This window comes from Hyphomicrobium sp. MC1 (assembly GCF_000253295.1).
Classification (GTDB): Bacteria; Pseudomonadota; Alphaproteobacteria; order Rhizobiales; family Hyphomicrobiaceae; genus Hyphomicrobium_B.
Genome location: NC_015717.1, coordinates 4,262,151 through 4,277,612, shown reverse-complemented (window position 1 = coordinate 4,277,612; position 15,462 = coordinate 4,262,151). Strand labels below are relative to the sequence as shown.

Sequence of the window (15,462 nt, the reverse complement as noted above, 5' to 3'; positions counted from 1 at the left end):
ATCTACCAATGGAAGACGGCGGCGCCGCCGGTCAATCCCGCGCCCGCCGCCGTCATCAACACGACGTCGCCCTGCTTGTAGGGCCGCGCTTCGGCCGTCGCCGACAGCGTAAACGGTATCGTCGCGGCCGAGCTGTTGCCGAAGTTCTCGATTGTCGAACGCAGACGGTCCGGCGGAATGTCGAGTTGGTGCGCAATGGTGGTCATCATCCGCGCGTTGGCTTGATGCGGAATAAGGTCCGTCACCGCCGACGGCGCGAGCCCCGCTTTTGCAAGCGAACGTTCGGCGCAGTCCGTCATGATCGCGACGGCGCCCTGATAGACGGCTTTGCCGTCCTCCATCACCATTAGGACGTCTTTCGGATCCGTAATCTGGGAAAACGGCATCCTGCTGCCGCCGCCCGGAATCTTGATCAGATCGTAGTGCTGACCTTTCGACGCGAGATGCGCGCCGATAATTCCAGCATCGCGACGCTCGGTCGGCGCCAGCAAGACCGCGCCGGCCGCATCCGCGAACAGCACGCTACTGCCCCGATCGCTTTCATTGATGCGGCGGGAAAGAATATTCGCCGCGATGACGAGCACCGGAATACCCTGCGTGCGCACGAAACTATCGGCAAGCGTCAACGCGTAGAGAAAACCCGCACATGCGCCCGCCATGTCGATTGCACCCGCATTCGAAAGCCTGAGGCGATGCGCGACAAGCGGCGCTGACGGCGGCAGCAAATGATCGGGTGTTGACGTCGCAAGCAGCAGCAGCCCGACGTCGTCGCGCGACATGCCGGACCGCGCCAGGGCCATCTCGCCAGCTTTGACCGCAATATCAGAGAGCGCTTCGCCCTCGGCTGCGTATCGCCGCGCGTCGATTCCGGTGCGCCGCTTGATCCAGCCCGCTTCGAGACCGAGCCTCGCTTCGATCTGGCGGTTCGGCACGACGCGCTCCGGCGCATAATGCCCGTGCCCGACGATGGCGACTCCGCTCATGCCAGCACCTCGTCAACGGCGTCGCTAAGGACGTTGTAGACGAACCGAAGATCATCCTTCGTCGTGCAATAGGGAGGCATGATATAGACCGTAGAGCCAAGCGGCCGAAGCAGAACGCCGCGCTCCAGTAATCGCGCTCTGAGCTTCAAGGCAACGTCAGCCAGATAGCCGGGTTGAAGGTCAGCAAGCTCAAACGCCGAAATCGTCCCGAGTTGCCGCAAGTTCGCAAAGCGCGGATCGGTTTGCAGTTCGTTGAGACACAAAGCCTGTTTTTGAGAGAGTGCAAGGATGCGCTCCAGCACGGGCTCGGTCCGCCAGATATCGAGATTGGCCGCCGCCGCGGCGCAGGCGATCGGATTGGCCGTGTATGAACTAGAATGAAAAAACGTCCGCGACCGATCTTTCGAAAGATGCGCGTCATAAATCGCATCAGTTGAGAGCGTCACGGCAAGCGGGATTGAGCCGCCTGTCAGCCCCTTTGCGACGCACAGGATGTCCGGCGCGATGCCGGCCTGTTCGCACGCGAAAACGGTGCCGGTGCGCCCGAAGCACGTCATGACTTCGTCGGCAATGAACAGCACGTCGTGTGCTTTGCAGATGCAATGCATCTCGTTCAGAGTGTCGGCGTCATAGAACAACATCCCGCCCGCGCCGAGCACCAGAGGCTCACAGATAAAGGCCGCCACGTCGCCTTTGCGGCATGCAATCTCGAGCGCATCGAACGTCGGCTGCGCGTGATGCGGTTTCGGATAGGGAATGCGGCCGACCTCGAATAAAAGTGGCTCGTAGGCAGCGTTGAACACTCCGCGCGCCCCCGCCGACATCGTGCCGATGGTATCGCCGTGATAGCCGTGCTCAAGCGCCAGAATACGCGTGCGCTTGGCGCCGATATTTTTCCAGTAGCCGAGCGCCATTTTCAGCGCCACCTCAACCGACGTTGAGCCGCTGTCGGAAAAGAAAACGTGCGACAGCCCCGGCGGCACGATTTTCAACAATCCCGCCGCGACGGCCTCCGCGGGCGCGTGCGTGAAGCCCGCGAAAATTACCTGATCCAGCACCTCCGCCTGCTCTCGCATTGCCGCGATGATTTTCTGATGCCGGTGCCCGTGCGTGATGACCCACCACGACGACACGCCGTCGAAGATCCGTTGCCCATCGTCGGCTTCGAGCCACGCGCCTTCAGCGGCCCGAATGCGGCGCATATCGGGTTCGAGCGCATGTTGCGTAAACGGATGCCAGATCGGTGACGTAGTCATGGGCCGACCGCCCCGATGTCGAGGACGTCGGCAACGGAGAAATTCTCGGCGAATGCGCGTTGCAGGCTGTGGGCATCGAGCTTGGCAAGCCGCGGGAGGCGGCCCAGGCGCCGAACGCCTCCGAATGAAGTGATCGCTTGTTCGCTATTGCTATTCGCATCGCCGATGAATGCGACGCCTAGAATAGGAATCGCTCGGCGCTTCAACGCTTCGATCGACAACAACGAATGGTTGATCGTGCCGAGTTTTGTCGATGCGCACAGGATCACCGGAAGACGCCACTGCGCCAAAAGATCGACCTGCAGAAGTCGGCGCGTCAGCGGCACCATCAATCCGCCCGCTGTCTCGACGACGAGCGGAGTCGGCAGCCCAAATGGCGATAGCTGCCGGGCATCAATCTCGACGCCATCGATTTCGGCGGCGAAATGCGGCGATGCGGGCGTGTTCAGCCGATAGACTTCCGGCAGGATGTGCGACTGCGCGAGATCGGTCACGCGGCTGACGACATCGGAATCCGTCTCACCTTGAAGGCCCGACTGCACCGGCTTCCAGTAATAGCCGTCGAGCGCGCTCGTCAGCGCCGCGGAAAAAACGGTCTTGCCGACATCCGTGTCGGTGCCGGCGACGACGATGCGGATGGTCATGCTGCATTCTCCGCTTCAGCCGCCGCGAGATCGTCGATGAGGCGCGTAATTTCAAGCTCGGAAACATTGAGCGTAATCGTGAGTCGAAGCCGTGACGTGCCTTCCGGCACGGTCGGCGGACGGATCGCGCGGATGTCGTAACCCCTGGTCTTCATCGCTGTCGCAAGCGCCATCGCCGTGCCGTCGCTGCCGATGATAAGTGGCTGGATCTGCGAGCCGGAAGCCGCAAAGCGCGTTTTCGTCGTCAGTTCCCGCGCGGCAAACGCGACGAGATCGTGCAAGCGCTGGCGCCGCAGCGGATCGTTGCGGCAAATGTTGAGCGCCGCGCGCACGGCGGCAGCCATCAGCGGCGACGGTGCCGTCGCGTAAACAAAGGCTCTACCGCGATTGACCAGAAAATCGCGGATAGTGCGCGGCGCAATCACAAGCGCGCCCATCGCGCCCAACGCCTTTCCGCATGTATGCACCGTGACGACGTTTTCGCGGCCTTCGAGATCGGCGGCGAGGCCGCGCCCATCCGGACCGAGCACGCCCGTGGCATGTGCTTCGTCGACGATCAGCATCGCCTCATGACGATCCGCGATTGTCGCGAGTTCCGCTATCGGCGCGCGATCACCGTCCATGCTGTAGAGGCTCTCGATCGCAATCCACGGCTGCCCGGTGCCGCCGGTCGCGCGCCATGCCGTGATCGCGTCGTCAACACCTTGCGCATCGTTATGGCGCACGGCCTTTGCCTCAGCCTTCGACAGCCGCATGCCTTCATGCGCGCTGGCGTGGATCAACTCATCGTAGACGATGAGATCGCCGCGTGCAGGCAACGTCGAAAAAAGCGCGGTATTGGCAATGAAGCCGCCACCGAAATAAAGCGCGGTCTCGCCGCCGAAGAAGTGCGCCGCTTCCTGCTCTAAAAGCTCGTGCTCAGCATGATTGCCGCGCAACAGACGCGATCCGCCCGAGCCGACCGGAACGCCACGCGCAATCGCCCCTTCGATGGCGTCGGCAAGCGCGCGCGATTGCGCCAAGCCGAGATAATCGTTCGACGTGAAATCCAGTCCGTGCGCCGGTTCGAGCGTTCTCAGACGCCCACGGCGGGAGAGCGCGTCGAGCGCACGCTCATGATTGCCTGGCATCCTGATGTCCCGCGCACGTCGCGGGCTCGTGCTCCGGAGACGTGTCGATATCGAGTTCAAGCGCCGAAAGCCCGAGCTTGGCGAAAAGTTTGCCGTCTTTGTCTTCGCCGGGATTGTCGGCGGTCAGCAGCGTTTCGCCGACGAAGATCGAGTTTGCACCCGCAAAAAAACATAACGCCTGCATCTCATCGCTCATGTCGGTGCGCCCGGCCGAGAGACGGACGAACGACTTCGGCATCATGATGCGGGCGACCGCGATGGTGCGCACGAAATCGATCGGATCGATCTGCTTGGTATCTTCGAGCGGCGTTCCCGGAATGGCGATCAGCATGTTGATCGGCACGCTCTCGGGATGTTCGTCGAGATTGGCGAGCGTCACCAGCATGTCGACGCGGTCCTGGCGCTCTTCGCCCATGCCGACGATGCCGCCCGAGCAAACCTTCATGCCCGCATCACGAACGCGCGCGAGTGTGTCTAGCCGGTCGGCGTAAGTGCGCGTCGTAATCACCTTGCTGTAATAGGCTTCCGACGTATCGACGTTGTGATTGTAGTAGTCGAGGCCCGCGTCGCGTAGCTTGACGATGTCGTCATCCGTCAGCATGCCGAGCGTCATGCATGTTTCCATGCCGAGCGCTTTGACGCCTTCGACCATCGCCACGACGACGTCCATGTCGCGGCTCTTGGGGCTGCGCCATGCCGCGCCCATGCAATAGCGCGTCGCGCCCGCGGCCTTGGCTTTCTTCGCTTCCGAAATAACCCGCTCGACTTCCATCAGCTTTGAGGCCTTGAGGCCGGTCTTGTGATGGGCCGACTGGCTGCAGTACCCGCAGTCTTCCGCGCAGCCACCGGTCTTGATCGACAGCAGGCGGCTCATCTGGACTTTATTGGGATCGAACGATGTCCGGTGGACACTTTGGGCGCGGAAGAGCAAATCCATGAATGGCAGCTCGTAGAGCGCCAGCGCTTCTTCACTCGTCCAATCGTGACGGATTGCGGGACCGGCGCGGTTGGCAGCGCGCACGGACGGATCGAGTCGGGCAACGGTCGAGGTCATTCAGGCGTGATCTCCGTAGGGCGTACTGCCCTATCGGAAGATGTTTGCACCGCTTCCGGCCTGTCTCGCAACCGTCAAAATGCCTCTCTGATCGGCGAACTGCGCCGGAAAAGGGCAAGCATCGGTTCGGTGGTTAATTTAGCTCGTCCGGAGGCGTGGGCAGAATGCCGAACGGCACGCCATCTTCTGCAAGCTCCTGGGCCTCTTCGAGCGTCGAGCTGCCGCGGATTTGGCGCTCTTCTGTCTCTCCGAAGTGCATTTTACGGGCTTCTTCGGCGAACCGCGGCCCGACGTCCTCAGTATTGGCAATAATCTTCTGAGCGAAGGCCCTGAGCGCCTCGCGCACCGCAGCGCCGTTGCCGCCACCCCCGGCAGCCGCTGGACTGGCGTCTTGCGTCGATTGTGCTGGGAGCGCCGCACGCTTGGTGACGACCGAAGGCGCCATCGGCAGCTTGCTGACTTCGATCGAACCGCAGTGCGGACACGCGATTTCACCCGAGCGAGACTGCGCGTCGAAGTCAGCGCTGGCGCGAAACCAGCTCTCGAACTCGTGCCCGGAGGCACATCCTAGAAGATATTTGATCACTGCTCGTGTACCAGGTGCGGCGATTTCGAAGGTGTCGCGACGACGACATCGAAATCGCGGTCATGCATCAACGACGGAATTTTCCGCCGGATCTGATCCGCGTAGGCGGCGTCGATATCCGCAGTAATGACCTGGGGATCGACGCCCGCTTCCGCAAGGATTTCGCCCCACGGTGAGATGATAAGGCTATGGCCGAACGTCTCCCGGCCATTCTCATGCAAGCCGCCCTGGCCCGCCGCCAGAACGAACGTGCCCGTCTCTATAGCGCGCGCTTGCAAAAGGGTGTGCCAGTGAGCTTCGCCGGTGGTCCGCGTGAAGGCGGCTGGTCCGGCGATGAACTTAGCCCCGGCCTTGGCGAGAGCCCGATGCAGCGCCGGAAAGCGTAAATCGTAGCAAATCGTCAGGCCGAGGCGGCCCCACGGCAGATCCGCCAGCATGGCGCTCGGACCCGCTTGATAGTTCGCGCTTTCGCTATAGATCTCGCCGCCGCCGAGGTCGACGTCGAACATATGGATCTTGTCGTAGCGCGCCGCGACGTTGCCGTCCGGCGCAATAAGATAGGACCGGTTCGCCAATCGTCCCTCGGCAACCTTGACCGCCATCGAGCCGATGTGCAGCCAGATCTTCTGCTTACGGGCAGCGTCGGTGAAAGCCTGAAGGGAAGGGTTGCTCTGCTCTGGCTTCGTCTCGGCCATCAGGCGCGGCTGGTCGAGTTCCATCAGCGTCGTGCATTCCGGCGTCTGGATGTAGACCGCGCCTTTGCTGGCCGCTTCTTTGATGAGCGAGACGGCGTCAGTGACGTTGCGTCCGACGTCACGGCCCGCCCGCATCTGGACGAGCGCCGCGCGAAAAGCCGTCTTGGACCCGGATGCCATCTCAGGACGCCGTCAGCAGCGTATCAAGCCGGCCCGATCTATCGAGATCGTAAAGGTCGTCGCAGCCGCCGACGTGCACGTCGCCGATCCAGATTTGAGGGACTGTCCGCCGGCCACCCGAGCGCGAGGTCAGCTCCGCGCGTAGATCGCTCCGTCCAGTCAGGTCGACCTCTTCGAAGGCCGCGCCTTTGCGACGCAACAAATCCTTCGCCATATGGCAAAAACAGCAATTTCCAGCCGTGTAGACCGTCACCTTCGGCATTGCTCGGCGCCTCTCACTACGCCATTAGAAATCATTCGAATCAAAAGTAGCGCGTTCGCGAGGTCATGCAACCTTGCTTTGCAGTTTTGCGCCGCTGTGCCGCGCCTATGTCACGCCCTTTGCAGTTTCAGGAATATCATTCTGAAACAATAGCAAGTGCGAGGACATCCACGCGCCGTGCACCGGCACGTCTGAGGGCAATTGCGGCGGCTGAAGCCGTCGCGCCGCTCGTGATCACATCGTCGATCAGAACTATGGCTTTTCCGGACACGTTCGGCAATTCGTTGGCGGGAACACGGAAAACACCTGACACATTTTTAAGGCGTTGCGCCCGGGTTAGTCCAACCTGGTGTCCCGTCGAGCGGCGGCGGACGAGTGCGAAAGGATTAACCGGCTTGCCCGCGCGCCGGCCTGTTTCCGCGGCCAGAATTTGCGCCTGGTTGAACCGCCGCGACAGCAGCCGCCAGCGCGCGAGTGGCACGGGTATCAACACGTCGGCGTCCGCCAGCAACTCTTCGCCCGCCACCGCCAGCCAGCGTCCGAACAGCCGCCGCGCGTTATGGCTGTCGTGGAATTTGAAACCATGAATCAACAGCCGCATCAGCCCGTCGAAGCGGGCAACGGCCCGCGCCCTGTCGTAGTCTGGCGGATCGGCGATGGCAGCCGCCGAAAGCATCGGTCCGCCGGTGTCTATTGCCAGTGGTACTCCGAGCCTGTCGCACAGCGGCGGCCGGATGAACGCGACCTGCCGCCAGCATGATGGACACAGGGCATCGTGGTCCATAATGCGCGTCTGGCAGCCAAGGCACAGTGGCGGCAGCAGAACATCGAGAGCGGAGCGTCCGAGGTGCTTCAGACCACGTGCGAACGCCCAGTGACCGGCGTGGCGCGATGTCTCCGAGGAGTCCTCATATGCAACCGGCTGACTATTCGACATTGCACAACTCTAGCCCAACGCGCTAACGCGGGCGAGAGGAACCCGGCCGCCGTTCTCGTGACGCCGCGGAAAGAGACAAAATGGCTGTAGCGCCCCGCATTTTCGACCGGACTTTGCTCCGCGCCCGCCGCGATCGAATCGCCAGGATGCGCGCCGACCAGCCGCTTCCCGATTTTCTGCTGGAACGCGTCGCCGACGACTTTGCCGAACGCCTCGTCTTCGTGCGCCGGGAGTTCCCTGTGGCCGCCAGCCTAGGGGCCTATCATGGACTGTTGGCGGCGCGGCTCCGGCAGCTTCCAACGATCGGCCGGATCGTCGATGTCGAACCGGCCAACGATGCTCTTTCGCGCGGGAAAGACTGGAAGGTCGTCGCTGACGAGGAAGCATTGCCGTTCGCTCCAGCCGCTCTCGATCTCGTCGTCTCCGGGCTGTCACTGCAATTCGTCAACGATCTGCCGGGCGTGCTTGTCCAGATCAATCGCGCCCTGAAGCCGGATGGCCTGTTTCTCGGTGCGCTGCTCGGTGGCGAAACGCTGAAGGAGCTGCGTGAAGCCTGGATTTTGGCGGAAGACGAGGTGCTCGGCGGCGCTTCTCCCCGGGTCGCGCCGTTTGCCGATGTCCGTGACCTGGGCGGCCTGCTTCAACGCGCGGGGTTCGCGTTGCCTGTCGCCGACAACGACATCATCGAGGTGACGTACGCGTCGCCGCTAGCGCTGATGCAGGAACTCAAAACCATGGCCGCCAGCAATCCGTTGGCCGAACGTCGTCGCGCCCCCGTAACGCGAAGCCTGCTCTTGCGCGCAGCCGAGATTTATCAGGACCGCTTCGGCCTGCCGAATGGCCGTGTCTCGGCGACCTTCGAGATTGTCACGCTCACGGGCTGGGTGCCGCACGAAAGCCAGCAGAAGCCGCTGCAACCTGGCTCAGCCAAAGTCAGCCTAGCCGATGTCCTGAAATCTCGGCCAAAAGATCCCGGAGCCACGGAATAAGGGGCTCATCTGCGGGCGGCATCGGATAGCGGCTCAGTTCGATGCCGCGAACCCATTTGATCGTTTGACCTTCGCGCGGGCAGATCTCACCGTCCCATGTGCGGCAGAGATAAAGCGGCATCAACAGGTGAAATTTCTCGTAGGCGTGGCTCGCGAAGTTGAACGGCGCAAGGCACGGCCGGCACAGCTCAATATCAAGTTCTTCTTTGAGTTCGCGGCAGAGCGCATCCTCGGGCGTTTCTCCTGCCTCGACCTTGCCGCCGGGAAACTCCCACAGTCCGGCCATTGACTTGCCCTCGGGGCGCTGGGCGAGCAGCACGCGATTATCGTCGTCGATGAGCGCGACGGCCGCAACGAGCAACAGGGGATTCATCATGCCTGCTGCCTGAGCAGATAGGCGACCTCTTCGAGCCGTGTCACGCCGCGCTTCTTGAGGTTGTCGCTGGCTGCGAGCCCATCGCGCACTTCGAGAACGTCGATGTCGTACAGCTTGCCGTAAAGCGCACGCACCTCGTCCTGAGCTACGGCAAACGGCGGACCTTTGATCTCGCCTTCAGGATATTCGATGGAGATCACGAAAATTGCAGCCTCTGGCGGCAGCACGCTCGTGAGCTTTTCTGCGTACTGCGGCCGCATCTCGGGCGGCAGTGCAATCATCGCGGCGCGGTCATAGCAAACGGCAACGCCGCGAAGGGCATCCGCGGGCAGAGCGAAGAAATCACCCTGATAGATCGTGTAAGGGCCTGCCTCGAAAACATGAAACGGTCCGCTGGCCGTGACCGCGGGTGTCAGTCCGCACTCTTTGAAAAAGTCGCGGACCGCAAGTTCGGAAAGCTCCGCACCAATGACTTTGTGACCCTGCTCGGCAAGCCAAACCATGTCGCGCGTCTTGCCGGAAAGCGGCACGAACACGATGCTCCCCTTCGGCAACGACAGCCCCGGCCAGAACTGCTGCAGCTGGGCATGAATATGGGGTTGGTGAAACCCGATCTCGCCGCGCTGCCAGCGCTCTTCCCAGAAGCTGTGTTCCATCGCGTGATCGGTCCTTTCATCCCATGTCACGGTCAGGCTTGCCCTGCTCCGTGATTCCCCTAGCTGCGGTAGTCGGCGTTGATCGACACGTATTCGTGCGTCAGATCGCACGTCCAAACGCGGGCCGCTGCCTTGCCGACGCCGACGTCGGCGCGAATGACGATCTCGGCGTTCTTCATGTAGGCCGCAACCGTCTTTTCGTCATACTCTTCGGCGCGTTCGCCGTCGCGTGCGACGCAATGCGGACCAAACCAAATGGTCAGTTTATCGCGGTCGGCTGCCTCACCCGATTTGCCGACCGCCATCACGACCCGGCCCCAGTTCGGGTCCTCGCCCGCAATCGCGGTCTTGAGGATAGGCGAATTGGCACAAGCCAGTGCAATGGTCCGCGCCGCATGCCACGACTTCGCGCCGGTAATCTCGAACGTCACGAACTTCGAGACGCCCTCGCCGTCCTTCGCCACCTGGATCGCGAGATCGCGCATCAAATCGTGAAGCGCTTCCGAAAACGCCTGCAGCTTTTTCGAGTTCGCCTTCGTCACGGGCTTCTGCCCGCGTGTCTCTGCGGCGCCCGTCGCAAACATCAGGCAGGTGTCGCTGGTCGACGTATCGCCATCGACCGTCATGCAGTTGAACGTCGTCTGGACATGCTCGGCCAGGAGTTCCTGCAATGCATCGGAAGAAATGGCGGCATCCGTGAAAATGAAGCACAGCATCGTCGCCATGTCGGGCGCGATCATGCCGGCACCCTTGCAGAAGCCGTTGATCGTCACCTCGACGTCGCCGATGAGCGCGGTCCGCATCGCGAGTTTCGGAAAGGTGTCCGTCGTCATGATCGCGCGCGCCGCCGCCTCGAAAGCGTCAGGCTCGGCGCGCTTTGCAAGATCGGCGAGAAGATGCGCGAATTTTTCCGCATCCAGCGGTTCGCCGATGACGCCTGTCGACGCAACGAAAACCTCGTGCGGCTTGCATACGACCGCGTCGGCGGCATGCGTGACGGTGATATCTACCGCCTCGGCGCCCTTCTTGCCGGTGAAGGCGTTGGCATTGCCAGAGTTGACGACCAGCGCCCGCGCTGTGCCTTTCTTCAGGTGTTTGCGGCAGGCTAGGACCGGCGCTGACGCCGTTTTCGATTGCGTCAGAACGCCCGCGACCGAGGTCCCCTCAGCGAGCACCGTGAGCAGGAGGTCGGTGCGATTTTTATAGCGAATGCCGGCTTCGGCGGTCGCAAACGCGACGCCCTCGATGACAGGCAGTTTTGCAAGACTTGCGGGCGCGAACGGGGAAACGCTCGTGACTTTGCCCATGAGGGAACCTCCAGCTGAGTAAGAGGCTCCCTGAAACAGATCGGGCTGCCATAATCAAGCAGCCCGTCTGAATTCTTTTCGGTGATCGAAGCGGTTAAGGCTTCGGCGCGTCCTGCGCCGGCGTATCGACCGCCTTCGGTTGCGACTGCTTTTGGATCATGGCTTGCCGCTCGTCGATCGCCTTCTTGATTTCCGGATCGACGACATCGACTTTCGCGCCCGACCGCAGCGAGACGGCTGTTTGCTGCGCTTTGCGGAGCAGCAGCGACTGGATGATGCGATCCTTGACGATCTCAAATGCGGGCGGCTGCTTTACGCGGCGATCCTCTAGCTTGACGAGATGCCAGCCGAACTGGGTCTTCACCGGGTCCGAAACCTCGCCCTTCTTGAGCTTGAAGACGACTTCTTCGAACTGCGGCACCATCTGCCCGTGGCCAAAGTAACCGAGGTTGCCGCCATCGTCTTTCGAGCCCGGATCTTTCGAGTTTTCTTTGGCGAGCTGGGCAAAGTCGGCGCCCTTGTCGATTTTTTCCTTCAAAGCTTTGGCTTCTGCTTCGGTATCGACAAGAATATGCCGTGCCGATACTTCCTCTTCCGGCTTCAAAAGCTTCACTTGCTCATCGTAAATCTTGCGTGCATCGGCATCGGTCACGCCCGTCTTGATGACTTTTTCGAAATAAAGCTCACGCAACGCCCGGCGCTTCAGGTAGGTGAGGCGCGTCTGGAAATCGGCCGACTGGTCGAGCTTGTCCTTCTCGGCAGCCTCGGCAAAGAGCTGGTTGTCGATAAGGAATTCGAGCAGAGATGCCCGCTTTTGCGGCCCTGGCATCGTGCCCATATCGGAGCCGATTTCGCTTTCCGCGACCGCCAGATCGCCTTCCGTGATCGGTTTTCCGTCAATCGTTGCAATGACTTTATCTGGCGATGCCGGCGATTTGTCGTCGGCCGCGGCTGCCAGCGGCAAAGCTGCGCCTGCGAGCGCGAATGTGAAAATAGCCAGGGCAATGCGCTTCATCGGCGTTGGGCTCCGCTGTGGGTTTGAAGTCGAAATAATGGGCCGTCTCTTAAGCTCATTCAGGCACGACGGCGTAACCGCACGCGGGCGGCCAATAAGCGCGCCTCGATAGCGGCCCGGAGGCCGAAAACCAAGTTAAAAGTTGGGAGGGTGCCCGGAAATCGCCATCCTCTGCCGTCGCGCACAGAACATTGACAGTCAGGGGGGCGAGTTCTTATGTCTCCCGCTAATCGGATCGGGTCTTGAGCCCATCACGACCGCGCGTTTAGCAGCGCCGAGGGAATGTTGACGCAGGCGTGGCGGGGCACCCCTTGCCGCGCATTTTTTGCTGAATGCTGCCCGGCGCTTGAAACTGAGCCTGGTCGCGCGCCTGCGTGGCCAACACGAATTTTGTAGGGACGGAACTTAAAGATGCTCTCGTTCGGTGGTCTCGCTTCGAAAATTTTTGGCTCTTCCAACGAGCGGAGGGTCAAAGGCTTTCGCTCGCGAGTCGCGGCGATCAACGCCCTCGAACCGGAGCTGCAAAATCTTTCGGACGAGGAGCTTCGCGCCCGCACCGAAATGTTCCGTAAGCAGCTTGCCGAAGGCGCATCACTCGACGATCTTCTGGTCCCCGCGTTTGCAACGGTTCGCGAAGCTGCCAAACGAACGCTCGGTCAGCGCCACTTCGACGTTCAGCTGATCGGCGGCATGGTGCTTCACCAGGGCGACATCGCTGAGATGAAGACCGGTGAAGGTAAGACGCTCGTCGCGACTGCCCCGGTTTATCTCAATGCCTTGGCCGGAAAGGGCGTGCACGTCGTCACTGTCAACGATTACCTCGCCAAGCGCGACGCTGACTGGATGGGGCAGGTCTATCGCTTCCTCGGGCTTACTGTCGGTGTCATCATCCATGACATGTCGGACGAGGATCGCAAGGCCGCTTACGCCTGCGATGTGACGTACGCCACCAACAACGAACTCGGCTTCGATTATCTTCGTGACAACATGAAGATGAACTATTCCGAGATGGTTCAGCGCGGCCATGGCTACGCCATTGTCGACGAAGTCGACTCGATCCTGATCGACGAAGCCCGCACGCCGCTGATCATCTCCGGCCCGCTCGAAGACCGCGCCGATCTTTATCAGTCGATCGACGAGCTGATGAAGCTCCTAGTGCCCGAAGACTTCGAGCTCGATGAAAAGCAGCGCCAGGTTTCCTTTACGGAAGCCGGTAACGAAAAGATGGAGCGTGCGCTCGAAGACGCGGGCCTGCTCAAAGGCTCGCTCTACGACATCGACAACGTCACGCTCGTCCACCATCTCACGCAGGCGCTCAAAGCCCACAAGCTGTTCCAGCGCGACAAGGATTACATCGTCAAAGGCGGCCAGGTCGTCATCATCGACGAATTCACCGGCCGCATGATGCCGGGCCGCCGTTACTCGGAAGGTCTGCATCAGGCGCTCGAAGCCAAGGAGCACGTCGAGGTCCAGCCCGAGAACCAGACGCTGGCGTCGATCACCTTCCAGAACTACTTCCGCCTCTACAAGAAGCTCGCCGGCATGACCGGCACGGCGATGACGGAAGCCTCCGAATTCCTCGACATCTACGGCCTCGAAGTCATCGAGATCCCGACCAACCTTCCGGTCAGCCGTCTCGACGAGGACGACGAGATCTATCGCACGCAGCGCGAGAAGCTCGCAGCGATCGTCCAATCCATCGCCGAAGCCATGAGCCGCGGCCAGCCGATTCTCGTCGGTACGACGTCGATCGAGCGCTCCGAGCAGCTTTCAGAGCTTCTGAAAGACAAGAAGTACATCAAGGGTCTCGCCAAGCAGCTGGAGGAGCAGGCCGCCAGCCTGAAGCCGGGCAAGGAAGAAGAGCTGCGCAAGCACTTCACCGATATGGCGGCGCTGCTGACGAGGCTCGTCAACGACGCCAAGGGCAACGAGTATCCCATTCCGCATCAGGTGTTGAATGCTCGCTATCACGAGCAGGAAGCTAACATCGTTGCGCAAGCCGGCCAGCCCGGCGCCGTCACGATCGCCACCAACATGGCCGGTCGCGGCACCGACATTCAGCTCGGCGGCAATGCCGAATTCCGGCTTCGCGATTGGATCGCCGAGGAAATGGCGAAAGGCACGCCGCCGGATGAATCGGCGATCTCGGCGAAGCGCGATGAGCTTGTCGCCGACGTTGCCGACAAGAAGAAAAAAGCACTTGAAGCGGGCGGCCTCTACGTCCTTGCGACCGAGCGCCATGAAAGCCGCCGCATCGATAATCAGTTGCGCGGCCGCTCGGGCCGTCAGGGCGACCCTGGACGTTCGAAGTTCTATCTTGCGCTCGATGACGATCTGATGCGCATCTTCGGCTCCCAGCGCATGGACAAGGTGCTGCAGACGCTCGGCCTCAAAGAAGGCGAGGCGATCACGCACCCTTGGATGAACAAGTCGCTCGAAACCGCGCAGAAAAAGGTTGAGCAGCGCAACTTCGACATCCGCAAGCAGATCCTGAAATATGACGACGTGATGAATGACCAGCGCAAGGTCATCTTCGAGCAACGTCTCGACATCATGGGCCAAGAGGACGTTTCAGAAACCGTACACGAAATGCGCAACGAGCTGATCGACGTGCTTGTTACGCGCTTCATCCCGCCGGCCGCCTACGCCGAGCAGTGGGACGTGAAGGGCCTCATCGAGCAGGTCAACGCCATCTACGGCATTGAGCTTCCGATCGAAGCCTGGGCCGCCGAGGAAGGCATTGCCGACGAAGAAATCCGCGAGCGCATCAAGGCCGCGGTTGACGCCAAGGTTGAGGCCAAGACCCAGGAGATGGGGCCGGAGCTTTATCGTCAAATCGAAAAGATGGTTCTGCTGCAGACGCTCGATCATCTCTGGCGCGAGCATCTCGTTACGCTTGAGCATTTGCGCCAAGTAATTGGCTTCCGCGCTTACGGCCAGCGCGATCCGCTGAACGAGTACAAATCTGAAGCGTTCATTCTCTTCGAGAACATGCTTGGCCACCTGCGCGAAAACGTGACGGGTCAGCTCATGCACGTCGAGTTGGCGCCGCCCGAAGACCAGCCGATGCTGCAGCCATACGAACTGCCGCCGATGGAAGCGCACCACATGGATGCATCGTCGGGTTATGACGATTTCGTCGAGCGCGATCCTGAGCTGGCGATGGCCGACGCCGCGATTGCAGGCGCCCGTGCCCGTCGCGATACGCTGCCTGAGCCTGAGAAGCGCGCCCCGCTCCAGAGCCGCCGCAGCGATGGCGCAGTCGATCCGAACGATCCCGCCACCTGGGGCCGCGTCTCGCGCAATGCGCTCTGCCCGTGCGGCTCAGGCAAGAAATACAAGCACTGCCACGGCAAGATGGACTGACGAGCAATCTCTTTTTGCGAGATAGC

General features: G+C 61.3%; 15 protein-coding genes and 1 pseudogene. 2 read left to right on the top strand and 14 right to left on the bottom strand.

Annotated features, from left to right (window positions below):
* Positions 1-2: 2 nt before the first annotated feature.
* From HYPMC_RS20540 to HYPMC_RS24930, 10 genes and pseudogenes are all read right to left on the bottom strand, one after another.
* Positions 3-983: a beta-ketoacyl-ACP synthase III gene (locus HYPMC_RS20540; protein WP_013950039.1), complete on the bottom strand. Its 981-nt coding sequence runs from the start codon at positions 981-983 to the stop codon at positions 3-5.
* Complete coding sequence (locus tag HYPMC_RS20535; protein WP_013950038.1) at positions 980-2,239, bottom strand: adenosylmethionine--8-amino-7-oxononanoate transaminase; 1,260 nt, start codon at positions 2,237-2,239, stop codon at positions 980-982. The genes HYPMC_RS20540 and HYPMC_RS20535 overlap by 4 nt, the downstream gene beginning before the upstream one ends.
* Positions 2,236-2,883 (bottom strand): dethiobiotin synthase, encoded by a 648-nt coding sequence (gene bioD, locus HYPMC_RS20530; protein WP_013950037.1) that lies wholly within the window; start codon positions 2,881-2,883, stop codon positions 2,236-2,238. The genes HYPMC_RS20535 and bioD overlap by 4 nt, the downstream gene beginning before the upstream one ends.
* Positions 2,880-4,013: an 8-amino-7-oxononanoate synthase gene (locus tag HYPMC_RS20525; protein WP_013950036.1), complete on the bottom strand. Its 1,134-nt coding sequence runs from the start codon at positions 4,011-4,013 to the stop codon at positions 2,880-2,882. Before HYPMC_RS20525 ends, bioD begins: the two co-directional genes overlap by 4 nt.
* Positions 3,997-5,067, bottom strand: coding sequence for a biotin synthase BioB (gene bioB / locus HYPMC_RS20520; protein WP_013950035.1), 1,071 nt, complete (start codon positions 5,065-5,067; stop codon positions 3,997-3,999). The genes HYPMC_RS20525 and bioB overlap by 17 nt, the downstream gene beginning before the upstream one ends.
* A gap of 133 nt (positions 5,068-5,200) precedes the next feature.
* Complete coding sequence (locus HYPMC_RS20515; protein ID WP_013950034.1) at positions 5,201-5,653, bottom strand: DUF1178 family protein; 453 nt, start codon at positions 5,651-5,653, stop codon at positions 5,201-5,203.
* Complete coding sequence (locus HYPMC_RS20510; protein ID WP_013950033.1) at positions 5,650-6,528, bottom strand: carbon-nitrogen hydrolase family protein; 879 nt, start codon at positions 6,526-6,528, stop codon at positions 5,650-5,652. The genes HYPMC_RS20515 and HYPMC_RS20510 overlap by 4 nt, the downstream gene beginning before the upstream one ends.
* A 1-nt stretch (position 6,529) precedes the next feature.
* Positions 6,530-6,790 carry a glutaredoxin 3 gene (gene grxC, locus HYPMC_RS20505; protein WP_013950032.1) on the bottom strand — a complete coding sequence of 87 codons (261 nt, stop codon included), beginning with the start codon at positions 6,788-6,790 and terminating at the stop codon, positions 6,530-6,532.
* Between the two features lie 136 nt (positions 6,791-6,926).
* The gene (locus HYPMC_RS20500; RefSeq protein ID WP_244421071.1) at positions 6,927-7,466 is read right to left on the bottom strand and encodes a ComF family protein; all 540 of its coding nucleotides are present in this window, start codon (positions 7,464-7,466) and stop codon (positions 6,927-6,929) included.
* A 30-nt stretch (positions 7,467-7,496) separates the two neighbouring features.
* Positions 7,497-7,727, bottom strand: a pseudogene (locus HYPMC_RS24930) (double zinc ribbon domain-containing protein); the annotation flags it as partial.
* An 80-nt stretch (positions 7,728-7,807) separates the two neighbouring features.
* Here HYPMC_RS24930 and HYPMC_RS20495 point away from each other — a divergent pair.
* Positions 7,808-8,716, top strand: coding sequence for a methyltransferase domain-containing protein (locus tag HYPMC_RS20495; protein ID WP_013950030.1), 909 nt, complete (start codon positions 7,808-7,810; stop codon positions 8,714-8,716).
* Here the strand turns inward: HYPMC_RS20495 and mutT are convergent.
* The 4 genes from mutT to HYPMC_RS20475 form a co-directional block, all read right to left on the bottom strand.
* Positions 8,661-9,092: an 8-oxo-dGTP diphosphatase MutT gene (gene mutT, locus HYPMC_RS20490; protein ID WP_013950029.1), complete on the bottom strand. Its 432-nt coding sequence runs from the start codon at positions 9,090-9,092 to the stop codon at positions 8,661-8,663. The genes HYPMC_RS20495 and mutT overlap by 56 nt on opposite strands.
* On the bottom strand, positions 9,089-9,748 hold the full coding sequence (locus HYPMC_RS20485) for a thiopurine S-methyltransferase (protein ID WP_013950028.1): 660 nt from the start codon (positions 9,746-9,748) through the stop codon (positions 9,089-9,091). Before HYPMC_RS20485 ends, mutT begins: the two co-directional genes overlap by 4 nt.
* Positions 9,749-9,807: 59 nt before the next feature.
* Entirely contained in the window at positions 9,808-11,055 is a 1,248-nt protein-coding gene (gene argJ, locus HYPMC_RS20480; protein WP_013950027.1) for a bifunctional glutamate N-acetyltransferase/amino-acid acetyltransferase ArgJ, read from the bottom strand.
* Between the two features lie 94 nt (positions 11,056-11,149).
* Positions 11,150-12,070, bottom strand: a complete 921-nt coding sequence (locus HYPMC_RS20475; protein ID WP_013950026.1) for a peptidylprolyl isomerase — start codon at positions 12,068-12,070, stop codon at positions 11,150-11,152.
* Between the two features lie 411 nt (positions 12,071-12,481).
* Between HYPMC_RS20475 and secA the strand changes: the two genes are divergently transcribed.
* Positions 12,482-15,436, top strand: coding sequence for a preprotein translocase subunit SecA (gene secA / locus HYPMC_RS20470; RefSeq protein ID WP_013950025.1), 2,955 nt, complete (start codon positions 12,482-12,484; stop codon positions 15,434-15,436).
* The last annotated feature ends 26 nt before the right edge of the window (positions 15,437-15,462 follow it).